This window comes from Pseudomonas sp. PDM18, assembly GCF_014852585.1.
In the GTDB taxonomy this organism is placed as follows: Bacteria; Pseudomonadota; Gammaproteobacteria; order Pseudomonadales; family Pseudomonadaceae; genus Pseudomonas.
The window spans coordinates 146,168-163,875 of the sequence record NZ_JACVBX010000010.1; the positions used below are offsets into that span (position 1 = coordinate 146,168).

Below are 17,708 nucleotides of genomic sequence, written 5' to 3' on the forward strand. Positions count from 1 at the left end.
GGGCGCTAGCCCTCCATCCGCTCCCCGATCCACTCCACGAACGCCCTGACCTTGGGTACCGCCGCCGCATGCTCGGGGTAAGCCAGGTAGTAGCCGCTGCGGCTCTGCAGGCCGTGCTGCCAGGCGATCACCAGCTTGCCCTCGTTCAGTTCTTCTTCCACCAGGAAGCGCGGCAGCAGCGCCACGCCGCAGCCGGCTTGCGCTGCGCGGATGCACATGTAGAAGGTGTCGAAGCGCGGCCCGTGGTAGCTGTGCTCGCTGTGCTGGCCGAGGCTGAGGAACCACTCGTGCCAGGCTTCCTGGCGCGTGGCGTTCTGCAGCAGGACCAGGTCCGCCAGCTGGGTCGGATCGGCCAGCGGCTGCGGCGGCAGGATCGTCGGTGAGCACACCGGCACCATCTCCTCGCCGAACAGCGCCACGCATTCCGCGCCCGGCAGAGTGGCGGCACCGAAGAAGAACGCGATGTCGCAGCGCGACTGCAGCAGGTCGCCTGGTTCCAGTTCCTGGCGCAGGTCCAGGTGGATGTTCGGGTGGCGGTGACGCCAGCCGTTCAGCCTTGGGATCAGCCAGCGCGCGCCGAAGGTCGGCGGGGTAGCCACGCGCAGCACCTCTGTCTCGCCGCCGTAGGACAGCAGGTAGTGGGTGGACATCTCCACCTGCGTGAGGATCTTGCGCACTTCCACCAGGTACAGGTCGCCCGCCGGGGTCAATTGCAGGCGACGGCGCACACGGCGGAACAGCAGATGCTGGAGCATTTCCTCCAACTGCGCCACCTGCTTGCTGACCGCGCTCTGGGTCAGGTTCAGCTCTTCGGAGGCACGGGTGAAACTCAGGTGCCGCGCCACCGCTTCGAAGCATTGCAGGGCGGTCATGGACGGCAGGTGGCGTTTGCTCAGCATGGCGGGCAGTTCATGAATTTACGGAATGATATGCATAGGAAACGTCGTTTGTTGTGCCTCCGCAAGCCGTTTATTACTGCTGGCATTCCGTCAGGTCATCTGAAACGAACTGGAGTCCGCATGATTTCCGCATTGCTCGAATCCCTCGGCGTCGACGCCCGCCTGGTTACTGGTGGCGATCAGGTTATCCACTCTCCCATCGACGGCAGCCGCCTGGGCGCAGTGCGCCTGGAAAGCGCCGCCGAGGTGGAGCAGAAGATCGGCCGCGCCGCCCATGCCTTCGACGCCTGGCGCAAGGTGCCGGCGCCGCGCCGTGGCGAACTGGTGCGGCTGTTCGGCGAGGAGCTGCGGGCGAGCAAGGCGGCGCTCGGCGAGCTGGTGTCCTGGGAGGCCGGCAAGATCACCCAGGAAGGCCTGGGCGAAGTGCAGGAAATGATCGACATCTGCGATTTCGCCGTCGGCCTGTCGCGCCAGCTCTACGGCCTGACCATCGCCTCCGAGCGCCCCGGCCATCACATGCGCGAGACCTGGCATCCGCTGGGGGTGGTCGGCGTGATCAGCGCCTTCAACTTCCCGGTCGCCGTTTGGTCTTGGAACACCGCGCTGGCGCTGGTCTGCGGCAACTCGGTAGTGTGGAAACCGTCGGAAAAGACCCCGCTGACTGCTTTGGCCTGCCAGGCGCTGTTCGAGCGCGCACTGAGCAAGTTCGGTGACGCCCCGGCGTATCTCAGCCAAGTGGTGATCGGCGATCGCAGCGCTGGCGAAACACTGGTGGACGACGTGCGCGTCGCCCTGGTCAGCGCCACCGGCAGCACCCGCATGGGCAGCGAAGTCGGCCCGCGCGTGGCGGCCCGTTTCGGCCGTAGCATCCTCGAACTGGGCGGCAACAACGCGATGATCCTGTCGCCCAGCGCCGACCTCGACATGGCCGTGCGCGCCGTGCTGTTCAGCGCCGTCGGCACCGCCGGGCAGCGCTGCACCACCTTGCGCCGGCTGATCGCCCACGAGTCGGTGAAGGACGAGTTCGTCAGCCGCCTGAAGACCGCTTACGCCAAGGTGCGTATCGGCCATCCGCTGGAGGGCAACCTGGTCGGCCCGCTGATCGACGAGCGCAGCTTCCTGGCCATGCAGGGAGCACTGGAGCAGGCGCGCGGCGAGGGTGGCGTGGTATTCGGCGGCGAGCGCCAGCTGGCCGACAAATTCCCCGAGGCCTATTACGTGTCGCCGGCCATCGTCGAGATGCCCGAGCAGAGCGACGTGGTGCGCAGCGAGACTTTCGCGCCGATCCTCTACGTGGTGCCCTACCAGGACTTCAACGATGCGCTGGCGCTGAACAACGGCGTGCCCCAGGGCCTGTCGTCGTGCATCTTCACCACCGACCTGCGCGAGGCGGAAGCCTTCATCTCGGCGGTGGGCAGCGACTGCGGCATTGCCAACGTCAACATCGGCCCCAGTGGCGCGGAGATCGGCGGCGCCTTCGGTGGCGAGAAGGAAACCGGCGGCGGCCGCGAATCCGGCTCCGACGCCTGGAAGGGCTACATGCGCCGGCAGACCAACACCGTGAACTACTCGCGGGAACTGCCGCTGGCCCAGGGCATAGTCTTCGATTGAGGCAGAGTTTCCGCGCGCTCAACGTAGGGCGAATAACCCCTTGCGGTTATCCGCTCTATGAAAAACACGCAGTACAGAATCATTCACAAAGGTTCGCGTAGAAGGATCGCTGGATGTCGCTTCGCCAAGAGTGTCTGTGGGAACACCTGACTCCCGCCCGCCCGGAAGCCCCGGAGCTGCGCGGGGATCGCAAGGTCGACGTGTGTGTCATCGGCGCGGGCTTCACGGGCCTGTCCGCCGCGCTGCACCTGCTGGAGCGCGGGCAGAAGGTCTGTGTGCTGGAAGCCCACACCACCGGGCATGGCGGCTCAGGGCGCAACGTCGGGCTGGTCAACGCCGGCCTGTGGATTCCCCCGGACGAGATCGAAGCGGGCATGGGCGCGGAGATCGGCCAGCGGGTCAACCGCATGCTCGGCAACGCACCGTCGCTGGTGTTCTCCCTGATCGACAAATACTCCATCGATTGCCAGGCGCGTCGCGAAGGCACGCTGCACATGGCGCACAACGCCCGTGGCCTGGCTGACCTGCGCAGCCGCTGCGAGCAATGGGGCCGCCGTGGCGCGCCGGTGGAACTGCTCACCGGTACTGATTGCGAGCAGGCCTGCGGCACCGACAGGATCGCCGGCGCGCTGCTTGACCGCCGCGCCGGCACCCTCAACCCCATGGGCTACGTCAGCGGCCTGGCCCGCGCGGTGGTCGGCCTGGGGGGTGAGCTGTACCACCATTCCCCGGTGGTTGGCCTGGTGCGCGTGGGCAGTGCGTGGAACGTGATTACCGCCGGTGGCGTGGTGACCGCCGACAAGGTGGTGATCGCCTCCAGCGCCTACACCGAAGGCGAGTGGACGCAACTGCGCCGCACTTTCTTCCCCGGTTACTACTATCAGGTTGCCTCGCGCCCGCTGGAGGGCGCGGAAGCGGCGCGCATCCTGCCGGGCGGGCAGGGCTCCTGGGATACCCGCCAGGTGCTCAGCAGCATCCGCCGCGACGCCGACGGCCGCCTGCTGCTCGGCAGCCTCGGCAAGGGCACGGGCAAGCCGGCGTGGTTCCTCAAGAGCTGGGCGGACCGCATCCAGCAGCACTACTTCCCCCGGCTGGGCAAGGTGGACTGGGAATTCACCTGGACCGGCTGCATCGACTTCACTCCCGATCACCTCATGCGCCTGTTCGAGCCGGCGCCGGGGCTGGTCGCCATGAGCGGCTACAACGGTCGTGGCGTCACCACCGGCACGGTGGTGGGCAAGGCCTTCGCCGACTTCCTGCTGGACGCCGACGCCAGCGCCTTGCCGATGCCGCTCAGGCCCATGGAGGAAATCTCCGCCGTGGGCTTGCGTAGCTGTCTGTACGAAGCCGGCTTCTCCCTCTACCACGCCGGGCAGTGCCTGCGGGTGGTGATCTGACGCTGCTCAAGGCGGGGCGAGGGCCGCCCCGGTTTGACCCACCAACGCTCGCTGCACTTTGGTCTAGCCTCTTATGGTGCGTTACCCCGACGGGTCTGCACCGCGGATGTGCAGTTCGGTGACAGCAATGGTTACGGTTGGGGTTGCGCCTGTGGTGGCTGGAAAAAGCTAGTTCACGGGAAGGTAGGTTGCACCCTGTTGTCTTCTCGGTTGCACCTTCTTCTTTCAGTGGGTTGCACGTGTCTAGCACTTGATGTCTGCCAGCTCGGGCTGTTTTCGCTGTAGGACTTGGTTAATAACAAAAACGAATGGCACGCCGCTTGCTGTTGATTGATCGCTAAGTCGCTGAATCGCTACACGAGAAATCGCCAACAAGAAATACAACGCGCCATTACAAAAACCCTCAGGAGCAAAACTCCATGTCGCAGAAGATTTTCAGAAAAGGCTTTCTGGCTCTGGCGGTCACCACCGCACTGGGCATGTCTTCCGTTGTACAGGCCGATGTCGTTATCGGGGTCGCAGGTCCGCATACCGGGGCCAACGCCTCGTTCGGTGAGCAGTACTGGCGTGGGGCAAGCCAGGCCGCGGAAGACATCAACGCCGCCGGTGGTATCAATGGCGAGAAGATCAAACTGGTGAAGGCGGACGACGCCTGCGAACCGAAACAGGCCGTGGCCGTGGCCAACCGTCTGGTGGATCAGGACAAGGCGGTCGCCGTGGTCGGCCACTTCTGCTCCTCCTCCACCATCCCCGCCTCGGAGGTCTACGACGAGGCCGGCATCATCGCCATCACCCCCGGCTCCACCAACCCGCAGGTCACCGAACGCGGCCTCTCCGGCATGTTCCGCATGTGCGGCCGTGATGACCAGCAGGGCGTGGTCGCCGGCGACTACATCGTCGACGTGCTGAAGGCCAAGAAGGTCGCGGTGATCCACGACAAGGACACCTACGGCCAGGGCCTGGCGGACGCCACCCGTGCGCAGCTGAACAAGCGCGGCGTGAAGGAAGTGCTGTACGAAGGCCTGACCCGTGGCGAGAAGGACTTCAATGCCCTGGTCACCAAGATCCGCGCCTCGGGCGCAGAAGTCGTCTACTTCGGCGGCCTGCACCCGGAAGCCGGCCCGCTGGTACGGCAGATGCGCGAGCAGGGCCTGACCGCCAAGTTCATGTCCGACGACGGCATCGTCACCGACGAACTGGTCACCACCGCTGGCGGCCCGCAATACGTCAAGGGCGTGCTGATGACCTTCGGCGCCGACCCGCGCCTGATCCCGGACGGCAAGGCCGTGGTGGAGAAATTCCGCGCCAACGGCTTCGAGCCCGAGGGTTACACCCTCTACGCCTACTCCTCGGTACAGGCCCTGGCCGCCGCCTTCAATGGCGCGGGCAAGACCGACCCGGCCAAGGCCAGCGCCTGGCTGAAGGCCAATCCGGTGCAGACCGTGATGGGCAAGAAGGAGTGGGACAAGAAGGGCGACCTGAAAGTCTCCGACTACGTGGTCTACGAGTGGGACGACAAGGGCAAGTACCACCAGCTCGACGCGTTCAAGAAGTAACCGCCTGACCAGCCGGCGCCGCTACCCGCGGCGCCGGCTTCCCCGCAGGTCGACGAAACGCGCGCAGCTGGTCACGAGCCGGTGATTGCGCGAGCCGTCCGCCTTTCCTGCCCAGCTTGCGCGAGTACTCAATCGTGGACGGTATCTTCCTCCAGCAAATGATCAACGGGCTGACCCTGGGGTCGGTCTACGGCCTGATCGCCATCGGCTACACGATGGTCTACGGCATCATCGGCATGATCAACTTCGCCCACGGCGAGGTGTACATGATCTCCGCCTACCTCTCCGCCGTGGGCCTTGCGCTGCTGGCCTTCTTCGGCCTGCAGTCGTTCCCGCTGCTGATCCTCGGCACGCTGGTCTTCACCATCTTCGTCACCGGCATCTATGGCTGGGTGATCGAGCGCATCGCCTACAAGCCGCTGCGCAACTCCACGCGCCTGGCTCCGCTGATCTCCGCCATCGGCATGTCGCTGATCCTGCAGAACTACGTGCAACTGGCCCAGGGCCCGCGCCAGCAAGGCGTGCCGACCCTGCTCGACGGCGCGTTCAAATTCCACATCGGCGAAGGCTTCGTGCAACTGACCTACACCAAGGTGTTCATCCTCATCGCCGCCTTCGTCGGCATGGCGGTGCTCACCTACGTGATCCAGTACACCAAGCTCGGGCGCATGTGCCGCGCGACCCAGCAGGACCGCAAGATGGCCTCGATCCTGGGGATCAACACCGACCGGGTGATCTCCTACGTGTTCATCATCGGCGCCGCCATGGCCGCGCTGGCCGGCGTACTGATCACCATGAACTACGGCACCTTCGACTTCTACGCGGGCTTCATCATCGGCATCAAGGCGTTCACCGCCGCAGTGCTCGGCGGCATCGGCTCGCTGCCCGGCGCCATGCTCGGCGGGCTGATCCTGGGCGTGGCCGAGGCGCAGTTCTCGGGCATGGTGAACACCGACTTCAAGGACGTGTTCGCCTTCGGCCTGCTGGTGACCATCCTGATCTTCCGTCCGCAAGGGCTCCTGGGGCGTCCCCAGGTATCGAAGGTGTAAGCATGATGTCCGCGACCCAGACCTCAGCCGCGCCCAAGGCGGCGCGCATCGATATCAAGAAGAGCCTCGTCGACACCGTGCTCGCCGGGCTCATCGCCCTGATCGTGTTCGGCCCCATCGTCGGCATCGTGCTCGATGGCTACAGCTTCAAGGTCGAGCCGGTCCGTCTCGCCTGGATGATCGGCGCGGTGATGCTCGGCCGGCTGCTGCTCAGCCTGTTCCTGCAGACCCCTGCCGGCTCCCGCGTGATGGACCGCTTCGAGACCTCCGACTCGGGCATCAGCGTGCTGCCGCCGGGCTACAAGACGCGCCTGCGCTGGATAGTCCCGCTGGTGATCCTCGCCGCGGTGATCTTCCCGTTCTTCGCCAGCAAGTACCTGCTCACGGTGATCATCCTCGGGTTGATCTACGTGCTGCTGGGCCTGGGCCTGAACATCGTGGTCGGCCTCGCCGGCCTGCTCGACCTGGGCTACGTGGCCTTCTACGCCATCGGCGCCTATGGCCTCGCGCTGGGCTACCAGTACCTGGGCCTGGGCTTCTGGACGGTGCTGCCGCTGGCGGCCATCGTCGCCGCGCTGGCGGGGGCGCTATTGGGCTTCCCGGTGCTGCGAATGCACGGTGACTACCTGGCCATCGTGACCCTGGGGTTCGGCGAGATCATCCGTCTGATCCTCAACAACTGGCTGTCCTTCACCGGCGGCCCGAACGGCATGCCGGTGCCGTCGCCGACCTTCTTCGGCCTCGAGTTCGGTCGCCGGGCGAAAGAGGGCGGCACGCCGATCCACGAATTCCTCGGCATCGATTACAACCAGAACTTCAAGTTCCTGTTCATCTACGTGGTGCTCTTCCTGGTGGTGCTGCTGGTGCTCTACATCAAGCACCGGCTGACCCGCATGCCGGTCGGCCGCGCCTGGGAAGCGCTGCGCGAGGACGAGATCGCCTGCCGCGCCATGGGCCTGAACCACGTGCTGGTGAAGCTCTCGGCGTTCATGCTCGGCGCCTCTACCGCGGGCCTGGCCGGGGTGTTCTTCGCCAGCTACCAGGGCTTCGTCAACCCGTCGTCCTTCACCTTCTTCGAGTCGGCACTGATCCTCGCCATCGTGGTGCTGGGCGGCATGGGTTCGACGGTGGGTGTGGTGATCGCCGCCTTCGTCCTCACCGTGGCGCCGGAACTGCTGCGCAGCTTCGCCGACTACCGCGTGCTGCTGTTCGGCATCCTCATGGTGCTGATGATGATCTGGCGTCCGCGCGGGCTGATCCGCATCAGTCGCTCGGGCTTCGCCGTCCGCAAGGGGGTGGCGCCATGAGCGGTGACAAGATCCTCAGCGTCGAGCACCTGATGATGCACTTCGGCGGCATCAAGGCGCTCAATGACGTCAACCTCGACGTGGAGCGCGGTTCCATCACCGCGCTGATCGGCCCCAACGGCGCCGGCAAGACGACGGTGTTCAACTGCCTCACCGGCTTCTACAAGGCCACCGGCGGCAACATCCTGCTCAACACCCAGGGTGGCACCACCGATGTCATCAAGGTGCTCGGCCAGCCGTTCCAGGGCGGCGACTTCGTCAACCCGGCGCAGTTCGGCAACCGCCTCTACTACAAGATGTTCGGCGGCACCCACCTGGTGAACCGCGCGGGCCTTGCGCGCACCTTCCAGAACATCCGGCTGTTCCGCGAGATGTCGGTAGTGGAGAACCTGCTGGTGGCCCAGCACATGTTCGTCAACCGCAACCTCATCGCCGGCGTGCTCAACACCCCCGGCTACCGCCGTGCGGAAAGCGAGGCGCTGGACCACGCCTTCTACTGGCTGGAAGTGGTGGACCTGGTGGACTGCGCCAACCGCCTGGCCGGCGAGATGTCCTACGGGCAGCAGCGCCGCCTGGAGATCGCCCGCGCCATGTGCACCCGGCCCGAGCTGATCTGCCTCGACGAACCTGCCGCCGGCCTCAACCCGGCCGAAACCCAGGCGCTGGCGCGCATCGTGCGCTACCTGCGCGACCACCACGGCATCACCGTGCTGCTGATCGAACACGACATGGGCATGGTGATGAACATCTCCGACCACATCATCGTGCTCGACCACGGCGTGGTCATTGCCCGTGGCGCGCCGGACGAAATCCGCCACAACGAGAAAGTGATCGCCGCCTATCTCGGCGCAGACGAAGAGGAGTTGGCATGACGGCGCCGATGTTGGAATTCCGTGAGGTCGATGTGTTCTACGGGCCGATCCAGGCGCTGAAGAAAGTCTCGCTGACGGTCAACGAAGGGGAGACCGTGGCGTTGATCGGCGCCAACGGCGCGGGCAAGTCGACGCTGCTGATGTCGATCTTCGGCCAGCCGCGCGCGACCGGCGGCGCGATCCTCTACAAAGGCCAGGACATCCGCCACAAGTCCGCGCACTACGTGGCCTCCAACGGCATCGCGCAGTCGCCGGAAGGGCGCCGGGTGTTCCCCGACATGACCGTGGAGGAGAACCTGCTGATGGGCACCATCCCCGTCGGCATGGAGCATGCGCAGGAGGACATGCAGCGCATGTTCGACCTCTTCCCGCGCCTGAAGGAGCGGCGCAACCAGCGCGCCATGACCATGTCCGGCGGTGAGCAGCAGATGCTCGCCATCGCTCGCGCGCTGATGAGCCGGCCCAAGCTGCTGCTGCTCGACGAACCCTCGCTGGGCCTGGCACCCATTGTGGTCAAGCAGATCTTCCAGACCCTGCGCGAGCTGGCGCAGAGCGGGATGACGCTGTTCCTCGTCGAGCAGAACGCCAACCACGCGCTGAAGCTGTCCGACCGTGGCTACGTGATGGTCAACGGCGAGATACGCCTGAGCGGCACCGGCGCCGAGCTGCTGGGCAACCAGGAGGTTCGCAACGCGTATCTGGGCGGGCACTGACCCATCACCTTACGTAGCGGTATTTGTCGTTCTATGGAAAACCGGTGCCGCGTCCTGCCCTCACCCCAACCCTGGCTGCGCGCCCCGCTCCGGAGGGAGAGGGGGCAGATCGTGCCGGCTGACGCCATAGTTTCATCCTGCTCCGAATGGTCCCCTCTCCCGCTTGCGGGAGAGGGTTAGGGTGAGGGGTTCCTGATCTTGGGAGCGGACTACCCAGCGTTCTCTTCAAGAGGGGTTTCCATGCAAGACCTCCGCTTCCTCACCAACGCCGACGTCGCCGAACGCCTGAGTTATCCCCAACTGATCGAAGCCCTGCGCATCGGCCTTGCCGGAGCCTGCGAAGCCCCGGTGCGCGCCTGCCATGAATTGCCCGCCAACGCCTCGCTGCTGACCATGCCGGTGTGGCGGCCGGGGCAGGATATCGGCGTGAAGCTGGTTACCGTGTTCCCCGACAACGGCGCGAAGAGCCTGCCGGCGGTGGCCGCCCTGTTCTGCCTGTTCGACGGCGAAACCGGCCGTCCGTTGGCCATGCTCGAAGCCTCGGAAATGACCGCCCGGCGCACCGCCTGCACCTCCGCACTGGCCGCCGATTACCTGGTGCGCCGCGATGCGCGCCGGCTGCTAGTGGTCGGCAGCGGCACCCTGGCGCCGCACATGGTCCGCGCCCACTGCTCGGTGCGCGAATACGAGGACATCGCACTCTGGGGGCGCCAGGAAGACAAGGTGCATGCGCTGGTGAAGCAGTTGCAGGACGAAGGCTATCCCGTCCATGCCTGCGTCGATCTGCGCGGCGGCGTGGCGGCAGCGGACTGCATCAGCTGTGTCACCACCTCGCGCGAACCCATCGTCCATGGTGCCTGGCTGCGCTCGGGCTGCCACCTCGACCTGGTCGGCGCCTTTCTGCCGAGCATGCGCGAGACCGACAGCGAAGCCGTGCGCCGTGCGCGCATCGTGGTCGATACCCGCGAGGGTGCGCTGGAAGAGGCGGGCGACCTGCTGATTCCCATGGATGAAGGCGTGATCGATGAGCGCGCGATCGATTGCCAACTGGCCGACCTCCTGAACGGTCGCGGTGCACGCAAGGACGACAGCGAGATCACCCTGTTCAAGTCCGTGGGATATGCACTGGAAGACCTGATCGCCGCGCGCCTGCTGCTTGCCGTGAATTAATCCAGAAAATCTGTGGGCGGGCCTGTGGATAACGTCTGGGAGAACTTCCCCAGGCCCCGTGGCCGCAGGCGCCGCCCGCGGCGGTCGATTTCTGTTCGGTCGCCCCGCAACTCCTGTATGGATGGACAGGTACGGCTTAGCGCAAAAGTTCCGCGCCTCCGATAGTTGTCCCCGCCAGCCGTTGAAATATCTGTGGATAACCTTGGGAAGAACTTCTCCAGCGCAGCGGCGGCGGGGCTTGCGGCGGGGCGCTCGAAAAACGCTCAGGGAAAACCCCGGTTCTGCTTGCCCACAGAATCCGTGGAGCAGCCTGTGGACAAGGTGGGTGCAACTCGCTCCAGCCCCGTAGCCATGGGGCTTTCAAGTGGCTGTGCGGGTTTTATCCAGCATGGCTGTAACGCAACGCGGCGGGTTCGGGCTGTTATGCTCGGCCGACCGACAAGAACGCGCACCGCACCAGTCCCCGGCATGTATCGGCGACGGCAGTGCCCAGCATGAGGATTTCAGTGATGACCACACCCACTCTGTTCATTACCGGTGCCACCTCCGGTTTCGGCGAAGCCTGTGCGCGGCGTTTTGCCCGTGACGGCTGGTCGCTGGTGATCACCGGCCGCCGCGAGGAACGCCTGAACGCATTGGCCCAGGAGCTTTCCGAGGAGACCGATGTGCTGCCGCTGGTGCTGGACGTGCGCGACCGTGCGGCGATGACCGCCGCCGTGGACGGCCTGCCGGAGAGGTTCGCCAAGCTGCGTGGCCTGATCAACAACGCCGGCCTCGCCCTGGGTACCGACCCTGCGCAGAACTGCGAGCTGGATGACTGGGACACCATGGTGGACACCAACATCAAGGGTCTGATGTACGCCACCCGCCTGCTGCTGCCGCGCCTGATCGCCCACGGCCCGGGCGCAAGCATCCTCAACCTGGGTTCGGTGGCTGGTCACTGGCCCTATCCTGGCGGCCACGTGTATGGCGCGACCAAGGCCTTCGTCGAACAGTTCTCGCTGAACCTGCGCTGCGATCTGCAGGGCACTGGCGTACGCGTTACCAACCTCGAGCCGGGCATGTGCGAGAGCGAGTTCTCCCTGGTGCGCTTCGGCGGTGACCAGGCGAAGTACGACAAGACCTACGCCGGCGCTGAGCCGATCCAATCCGCCGACATCGCCGAGACCATCCACTGGATCCTGAACCAGCCGCCGCACATCAACATCAACACCCTGGAGATCATGCCGGTGAGCCAGGCGTGGGCAGGGTTTGCGGTGCATCGCAAGGGGTGATGTGCGGTGGGCTAACCGTCGTACTCCGGGGGGGCGTGCCGGGACTTCTCCCTCACCCCAGCCCTCTCCCAGAGGGAGAGGGGCGGTCCGAGCCGGCTGACATCGAGGCTTCATCCTGCACCAAACTGACTTCTCTCCCTCTGGGAGAGGAGCCGTCCGTACCGGCTGACGCCGAGGCTTCAACTCGCGCCGAACGAGCCCCTCTCCCGTTTGCGGGAGAGGGTTAGGGTGAGGGCTGTTGATCTTGTAGAAGTGAGCAGGTCAGCCCGCGAGCAACCAGGCGCCGGCGCCTGCCGAAGCCAGGCCGGCGAAGCGCACCAGCGGCGCCGCCGCCTGCGGCAGCAGGCGAACGATCCCGTAACCCGCTGCATGCAGTGCGGCGGTTGCGCCGACGAAGCCGGTGGCATACAGCCACGGGCTGCTCAGGTCCGGCAGTTCCAGGCCGTGGGCCACGCCATGGGCCAGGGCGAACAGTGCGGTCGCGCCCATTGCGAGAAACAGCGGCGGGCGCACCGCCAGTGCAACGCACAGCCCCAGCGCCAGCACGGAAGCGGCAATGCCGGTCTCCATGAACGGTATCTCCAGCCCCTCGAAGCCCAGCAGCCCGCCGATCAGCATGGTCACGACGAAGGTGCACGGCAGCGCCAGCCGCGAGGCGCCTTTCTGCTGCGCGGCCCAGAGTCCTACGGCGAACATCGCCAGCAGGTGGTCGAGGCCGGTGACGGGGTGGGCGATGCCGGCGATCAGGCCGTGGTCGCCGTGGCCCGGGTGGGCGAAGGCCACGGCCGGGGTGAGGAACAGCGCCAGGCTGTAGATGGCTTTGCGCAGTTGCATGGAAGACTCCCTGGTGATTGTCGTGGGTCGGCCGGCGTCCGCGGCCGCGAAGAACACATCAGGCTGCGGTCAGCAGGCCCTGGCGCTCGATGAAGGTGATGATCTCGGTCAGGCCCTGGCCGGTCTTCTGGTTGCTGAAGACGAAGGGCTTGTCGCCGCGCATGCGCGTGGCGTCCTGGTCCATCACTTCCAGCGAGGCGCCCACCAGCGGGGCAAGGTCGATCTTGTTGATCACCAGCAGGTCGGACTTGCAGATGCCCGGCCCGCCCTTGCGCGGAATCTTGTCGCCGGCGGACACGTCGATCACGTAGAGGGTCAGGTCCGATAGCTCGGGGCTGAAGGTGGCCGAGAGATTGTCGCCCCCGGACTCCACCAGGATCAGGTCGAGGCCAGGAAAGCGGCGGTTGAGCTGGTCCACGGCTTCGAGGTTGATCGAGGCGTCCTCGCGGATCGCCGTGTGCGGGCAGCCGCCGGTTTCCACGCCGATGATCCGCTCCGGCTCCAGCGCCTCGTTGCGCACCAGGAACTGCGCGTCCTCCTGGGTATAGATGTCGTTGGTAACCACGGCGATGTTGTAGCGCTGGCGCAGGGCGCGGCACAGCGCCAGGGTCAGGGCGGTCTTGCCGGAGCCCACCGGGCCGCCGATGCCGACGCGAAGAGGTTGAGAGTTCATGGCAGTTCTCCTAGGAGCGGAACAGACGGCTGTATTGGGTTTCGTGGGTCATGCAGGCCAGCGCGAGCCCGAAGGGCGCGCCGCCGTGGGGATCGTTTTCCAGCGCGGCCCGGCAGGCGGCGTCGAGGTCGGGGAGCAGTTGCGAGGTGAGCTTCTGCGCAGCCATCTGGCCCAGCGGCAGGGTCTTCATCAGCACCGCCAGCTGGTTCTCCAGCCAGCTCCACAGCCAGGCGCCGAGTGCCTGCTCCGGGGAGAGCCCCCAGGCGCGGGCGGCCAGCGCCCAGGCGGCGGCGAAGGAGGGTTCGTGTTGCTCGGCGAGCCACTGGCGGGCGGGCTCGTCCAGCTCGGGCAGGGCTTCGAGCAACTGGCCGAGGGAGAACCCCATCTGCCGGTTCTCCAGGCCCAGCTCACGGGTTTCGCGGCTGGCGCGATGACGCTCGGCAGCGTCGCGCAGGGCGTCCCAGTCAGCGTTCTGTGCGGCACGCAGCAGCTCGGCCAGCAGCGGGCCCTCGAAGCGAGCGAGGTTCAGGTGCAACTGATCGGCGAGCCAGGTGCGGGCGCCGTCGGCATCCTTCACCTGGCGCTGGTCGATGGCGCTCTCCAGGCCCTGGGAATAGCTGTAGCCGCCGATGGGAAGCTGTGGGCTGGCCAGGCGCAGCAGTGACCAGATGGCGCTCACCGGCGCACTCCGAACTGGTGCAGTTTCGGCGCGTAGTTGAATTCCTCTTCGCCGTGGTGCGAGTTGTGATGGCCGCCGCCGTAGGCGCCGTGCTCCGGCTGGAAGGGCGCTTCGATGGCCTCCACCGTGGCGCCGAGCTGGTCGAGCATGGCCTTGAGCACGTAGTCGTCGAGCAGCCGCAGCCAGCCGTCACCGACCTGCAGGGCGACGTGACGATTGCCCAGGTGGTAGGCCGCCCGATTCAGTTCGCGGGCGCTGGCGCAGGTGACGTGGAGCAGCTTTTCCGGCGCAGCGCAGACGCGCACGATGCGTCCGTCGTTGGCGAGCAGGCATTCACCATCGATGAGCGGCGACTGGCCGCGTTCGAGGAAAAGGCCGACGTCTTCACCGGTGCTGGTGAAGCAGCGCAGGCGGCTCTTGCTGCGTGCCTCGAAATTCAGGCGCAGCTCGGCGTCCCAGTGTTCGCGGGGTTCGATTCGTTGGTGGATGACCAGCATGGCAGCGTCCGGCAGTAGCAATGACGGTGCTACAGCAAGGGGCTTGCCAGTGCGGGGGCGCGTCAGTGCTGGCGCGGGCTGCAGCCCTTGTCCGAACGGTCAGCAATGGTGCGTGCGCGCAAGGATGGTGCGCACGAAAACGGTGCGCACCAAGGTGGGGCGCTTCATTGCGTAGGGCGCCGTCAGGGGCGCGAGCCGATCCCGGTCCAGTGCTTGGCGCCGATCATGATGAAGCGCAGTTGCTGGGTGATCTTGGCCTGAGGCGACAGGTGCGTCGGCAGGCTGTCGGCCGGCGGGTCGATCAGCTCGGGGAGGGTGGCGAAGACGGTCTTCACCACCAGGTCGGCGATCACGTCGATGTCCTGGGCGGTGAGGTGTGGCAGCTTGTTGAGCAACACAAGGTCTGCGGCAAGGTCGTCGGTGATGCGTTGACGCAACTCGCCGACAGCATGGCGGATCGGGTGCGAGCCGCCGTATTGCTCGCGGGCGAGGAAGAGGAACTGGGTGCGGTTGGCGGTGACGGCGTCGAGGAAGATGCGCACCGAGGCCTCGATCACGCCGCCCAGCTCGAACTCGTTGCGACGCACCACGCGCAGGGTCTCGCGGAAGGTCTCGTCAACGTCGGCGACCAGGGCAAGGCCGAGTTGGTCCATGTCGGCGAAGTGCCGGTAGAAACCCGCCGGAACTATGCCTGCCGTCTTCGCCACTTCCCGCAGGCTCAGGCTGCCGAAACCGCGGCCGCTGTCCATCAGGCTGCGCGCGGCCTCCATCAGGGCCAGGCGGGTCTGTTGTTTCTGTTCGGCGCGGGGAGTGGCCATACGGCAGTGCTATCCAGGGCAAAGGCGCAGGCACTCTAGCAAAAGCCGGTCGGCGCGGGGGAAGTTCCTACGGCAAATAGTGAACGAATGTTGACTGAAAACTCCTGCCCATGAGATTTTAAGTGAACATATGTTTACTGTTCGGTGCGTGTCCATGTCCCTGCTTCCCTTTGCCGGCCTGCGCTACATCTCGCCGCTGTTGTCACCGCTGCGCGCCCTGGTGCGCGGTCAGTGGCTGCGCGAGTCGGATGTCGATGCCGTACTGCGCGCCGGCAACCGTGGCTGGTCGCTGCGCCGCGTGTTTGCGCGGGTCGAGGCGCGGCAGTGGGTGGCCGACGACATGCTCGAACTGCGCCTGCGCCCCAACGCGCACTGGCACGGCGCGCAGCCTGGCCAGCACCTGCAGCTGTTCGTCGAGCGCGACGGTGTGCGCCACAGCCGCAGCTACAGCCTGACCCGCGTCGCTGAGGACGGCTGCCTGGAGTTCGCCGTGAAGCTTCAGCCGGGCGGGCGCATATCTACCTTCCTGTTGCAGCAATTGTGCGTCGGTGACGTGCTGGAGCTGGGCGAGCCCGACGGCGACCTGAGCTGGCCGACTGACGAGCAGGGCGTTCTGCTGCTGGCCGCGGGCAGTGGCCTGACGCCCTTGCTCGGCCTGCTGCGCGAGGCGCTGGCGCGCGGCTACAGCGGCCCGGTGACACTGCTGCACTACATCCGCCAGCACGGCCAGAAGGCCTTCGTCGACGGGCTTCAGGCGCTGGCGCGGCAATACCCGAATCTCGAACTGCGCTGGGCGCTGAGCGGCGATGCCGCGCTGGACGGCGAGTTGTCCGGGCGCTTCCAGCGCGCTCACGTGGCCGATCTGGATGGCCGTCATGTGCTCGCCTGCGGCCCCGGTGGTTTCGTCGAAACCGTGCGCGAGGCACTGGGCGCGAGCAGCCGCAGCCTGCAGGTGGAAAGCTTCAGTCCGCCGATCTGGGACGACCGCGAGCCTGCAAAGGCCGTGAGTCTGCGCTTCGCTCGTAGCGCGCTTCAGGTGGCCGGTGACAGCCGCCGCAGTCTGCTGGAGCAGGCCGAAGCCAATGGACTGCGCCCAGTGCACGGCTGCCGCCAGGGCGTCTGCACCCGTTGCACCTGCACGCTAGTCAGTGGCTGCGTGCGCGACCTGCGCAGCGGCGAGCTGTTCAGCGAACCGGGCCAGCCCATCCGTATCTGCGTCAGCGCGCCCCAGGGCGACTTGACCGTCGATCTCTGATCTTCAGGAGAATGTCCATGCGCGAAGATCGCGACCTCAGCGCCGCCGAACTGGCGGCCTTCGGTGCCGAGCTGGACGCCCTGCGCCAGCGCACCCTGCATGACCTGGGCGAGAAAGACGCCCGCTACATCCGCCGCATCCGCGCGGCGGTGCGCTTCTGTTGCTGGAGCGGCCGCGTGCTGCTGATGGCCGGCTGGTTCCCGCCGACCTGGCTGCTGGGCACCTTCCTGCTTGGGCTGGGCAAGATTCTGGAGAACATGGAGCTGGGCCACAATGTCATGCATGGCCAGTACGACTGGATGAACGATCCGGAATTTTCCGGGCGCAGCTACGAGTGGGACATCGTCGGCCCCTCGGACTTCTGGCGGCACACGCACAACCACGTGCACCACACCTACACCAACGTGCTGGGCATGGACGACGACGTCGGCTATGGCGTGGTGCGACTGTTTCCTGAGCAGAAGTGGAAGCCGTTCTACCGCTGGCAGCCCCTCTGGGTGACCCTCCAGGCGCTGCTGTTCCAGTACGCCGTGGCGGTGCAGCACCTGCGCCTGGACAAGTACGTGAAGGGGCGGATGAGCAAGGAAGAACTGCGCCCGCTGCTGCGCCAGTTCAACGCCAAGGTCGGGCGCCAGTGGATTAAGGATTACCTGGTGTTCCCGCTGCTGGGCCTGTTCACCGGCGCATTTGGCGCGGTGCTGCTGGGCAACGTCATCGCCAATCTGATGCGCAATCTGTGGACCTTCACCGTGATCTTCTGCGGCCACTTCACCGAGAAGGCGGCGGTCTTCCCGCCCGAAGTAGTGCAGGGCGAGACGCGCGGCCACTGGTACCTGCGCCAGCTGCGCGGGTCGAGCAACCTGGAAGGCGGCCCGCTGTTCCACATCCTCACCGGCAACCTCAGCCACCAGATCGAGCACCACCTCTATCCGGACCTGCCGGCGCGCCGCTATGCGCAGCTGTCGAAGGAAGTGCAGGCGATTGCCGCGCGCTACGGCCAGACCTACAACAGCGGCCGCCTGTCGGCGCAGTTCGCCACGGTGCTCAAGCGCATCTGGGTATACCGCAAGCCAACGATGCCGGCACTGCCAGCCAGTGCCTGAG

The 17,708-nt window shown here is 66.1% G+C and carries 17 protein-coding genes; 11 read left to right on the top strand and 6 right to left on the bottom strand.

Features of this window, described 5'->3' with window-relative positions:
• Nucleotides 1–5: 5 nt before the first annotated feature.
• Nucleotides 6–899 (bottom strand): LysR family transcriptional regulator, encoded by an 894-nt coding sequence (locus tag IB274_RS20300; protein WP_192434170.1) that lies wholly within the window; start codon nt 897–899, stop codon nt 6–8.
• 120 nt (nt 900–1,019) lie between these two features.
• On the opposite strand from IB274_RS20300, the gene IB274_RS20305 reads away from it, so the two are divergent.
• The 9 genes from IB274_RS20305 (at nt 1,020) to IB274_RS20345 (ending at nt 11,848) form a co-directional block, all read left to right on the top strand.
• Nucleotides 1,020–2,510, top strand: a complete 1,491-nt coding sequence (locus IB274_RS20305) for an aldehyde dehydrogenase family protein (RefSeq protein ID WP_318652901.1) — start codon at nt 1,020–1,022, stop codon at nt 2,508–2,510.
• Between the two features lie 113 nt (nt 2,511–2,623).
• Nucleotides 2,624–3,907, top strand: a complete 1,284-nt coding sequence (locus tag IB274_RS20310) for an NAD(P)/FAD-dependent oxidoreductase (protein WP_192434174.1) — start codon at nt 2,624–2,626, stop codon at nt 3,905–3,907.
• A 419-nt stretch (nt 3,908–4,326) separates the two neighbouring features.
• The gene (locus tag IB274_RS20315) at nt 4,327–5,463 is read left to right on the top strand and encodes a branched-chain amino acid ABC transporter substrate-binding protein (RefSeq protein ID WP_192434176.1); all 1,137 of its coding nucleotides are present in this window, start codon (nt 4,327–4,329) and stop codon (nt 5,461–5,463) included.
• A gap of 134 nt (nt 5,464–5,597) precedes the next feature.
• Nucleotides 5,598–6,512, top strand: a complete 915-nt coding sequence (locus tag IB274_RS20320; RefSeq protein ID WP_192434177.1) for an ABC transporter permease subunit — start codon at nt 5,598–5,600, stop codon at nt 6,510–6,512.
• Between the two features lie 5 nt (nt 6,513–6,517).
• A complete protein-coding gene (livM, locus tag IB274_RS20325) occupies nt 6,518–7,819 on the top strand; it encodes a high-affinity branched-chain amino acid ABC transporter permease LivM (protein WP_192434179.1) in 1,302 nt (433 codons plus the stop codon).
• Nucleotides 7,816–8,691, top strand: coding sequence for an ABC transporter ATP-binding protein (locus IB274_RS20330; protein ID WP_138524199.1), 876 nt, complete (start codon nt 7,816–7,818; stop codon nt 8,689–8,691). Before livM ends, IB274_RS20330 begins: the two co-directional genes overlap by 4 nt.
• Complete coding sequence (locus IB274_RS20335) at nt 8,688–9,404, top strand: ABC transporter ATP-binding protein (protein ID WP_192434181.1); 717 nt, start codon at nt 8,688–8,690, stop codon at nt 9,402–9,404. Before IB274_RS20330 ends, IB274_RS20335 begins: the two co-directional genes overlap by 4 nt.
• Before the next feature lie 240 nt (nt 9,405–9,644).
• Nucleotides 9,645–10,574, top strand: a complete 930-nt coding sequence (locus tag IB274_RS20340; RefSeq protein WP_192434183.1) for an ornithine cyclodeaminase family protein — start codon at nt 9,645–9,647, stop codon at nt 10,572–10,574.
• Nucleotides 10,575–11,083: 509 nt separating this feature from the next.
• The gene (locus tag IB274_RS20345) at nt 11,084–11,848 is read left to right on the top strand and encodes an SDR family oxidoreductase (protein ID WP_192434185.1); all 765 of its coding nucleotides are present in this window, start codon (nt 11,084–11,086) and stop codon (nt 11,846–11,848) included.
• A gap of 261 nt (nt 11,849–12,109) precedes the next feature.
• On the opposite strand, the gene IB274_RS20350 is transcribed toward IB274_RS20345, so the two are convergent.
• From IB274_RS20350 to IB274_RS20370, 5 genes are all read right to left on the bottom strand, one after another.
• Nucleotides 12,110–12,682, bottom strand: coding sequence for a HupE/UreJ family protein (locus IB274_RS20350; protein ID WP_192434187.1), 573 nt, complete (start codon nt 12,680–12,682; stop codon nt 12,110–12,112).
• 58 nt (nt 12,683–12,740) lie between these two features.
• Nucleotides 12,741–13,355, bottom strand: coding sequence for an urease accessory protein UreG (gene ureG, locus IB274_RS20355; protein WP_192434189.1), 615 nt, complete (start codon nt 13,353–13,355; stop codon nt 12,741–12,743).
• 10 nt (nt 13,356–13,365) lie between these two features.
• Nucleotides 13,366–14,034: an urease accessory protein UreF gene (locus IB274_RS20360; protein WP_192434191.1), complete on the bottom strand. Its 669-nt coding sequence runs from the start codon at nt 14,032–14,034 to the stop codon at nt 13,366–13,368.
• On the bottom strand, nt 14,031–14,531 hold the full coding sequence (ureE, locus tag IB274_RS20365; protein WP_192434193.1) for an urease accessory protein UreE: 501 nt from the start codon (nt 14,529–14,531) through the stop codon (nt 14,031–14,033). Before ureE ends, IB274_RS20360 begins: the two co-directional genes overlap by 4 nt.
• Before the next feature lie 182 nt (nt 14,532–14,713).
• On the bottom strand, nt 14,714–15,349 hold the full coding sequence (locus tag IB274_RS20370) for a TetR family transcriptional regulator (protein WP_192434195.1): 636 nt from the start codon (nt 15,347–15,349) through the stop codon (nt 14,714–14,716).
• A 154-nt stretch (nt 15,350–15,503) separates the two neighbouring features.
• Here IB274_RS20370 and IB274_RS20375 point away from each other — a divergent pair, with 154 nt between their 5' ends.
• Nucleotides 15,504–16,604: a ferredoxin reductase gene (locus IB274_RS20375; RefSeq protein WP_192434196.1), complete on the top strand. Its 1,101-nt coding sequence runs from the start codon at nt 15,504–15,506 to the stop codon at nt 16,602–16,604.
• An 11-nt stretch (nt 16,605–16,615) separates the two neighbouring features.
• Entirely contained in the window at nt 16,616–17,707 is a 1,092-nt protein-coding gene (locus IB274_RS20380) for a fatty acid desaturase family protein (protein ID WP_412548440.1), read from the top strand.
• Nucleotide 17,708 lies beyond the last annotated feature (1 nt).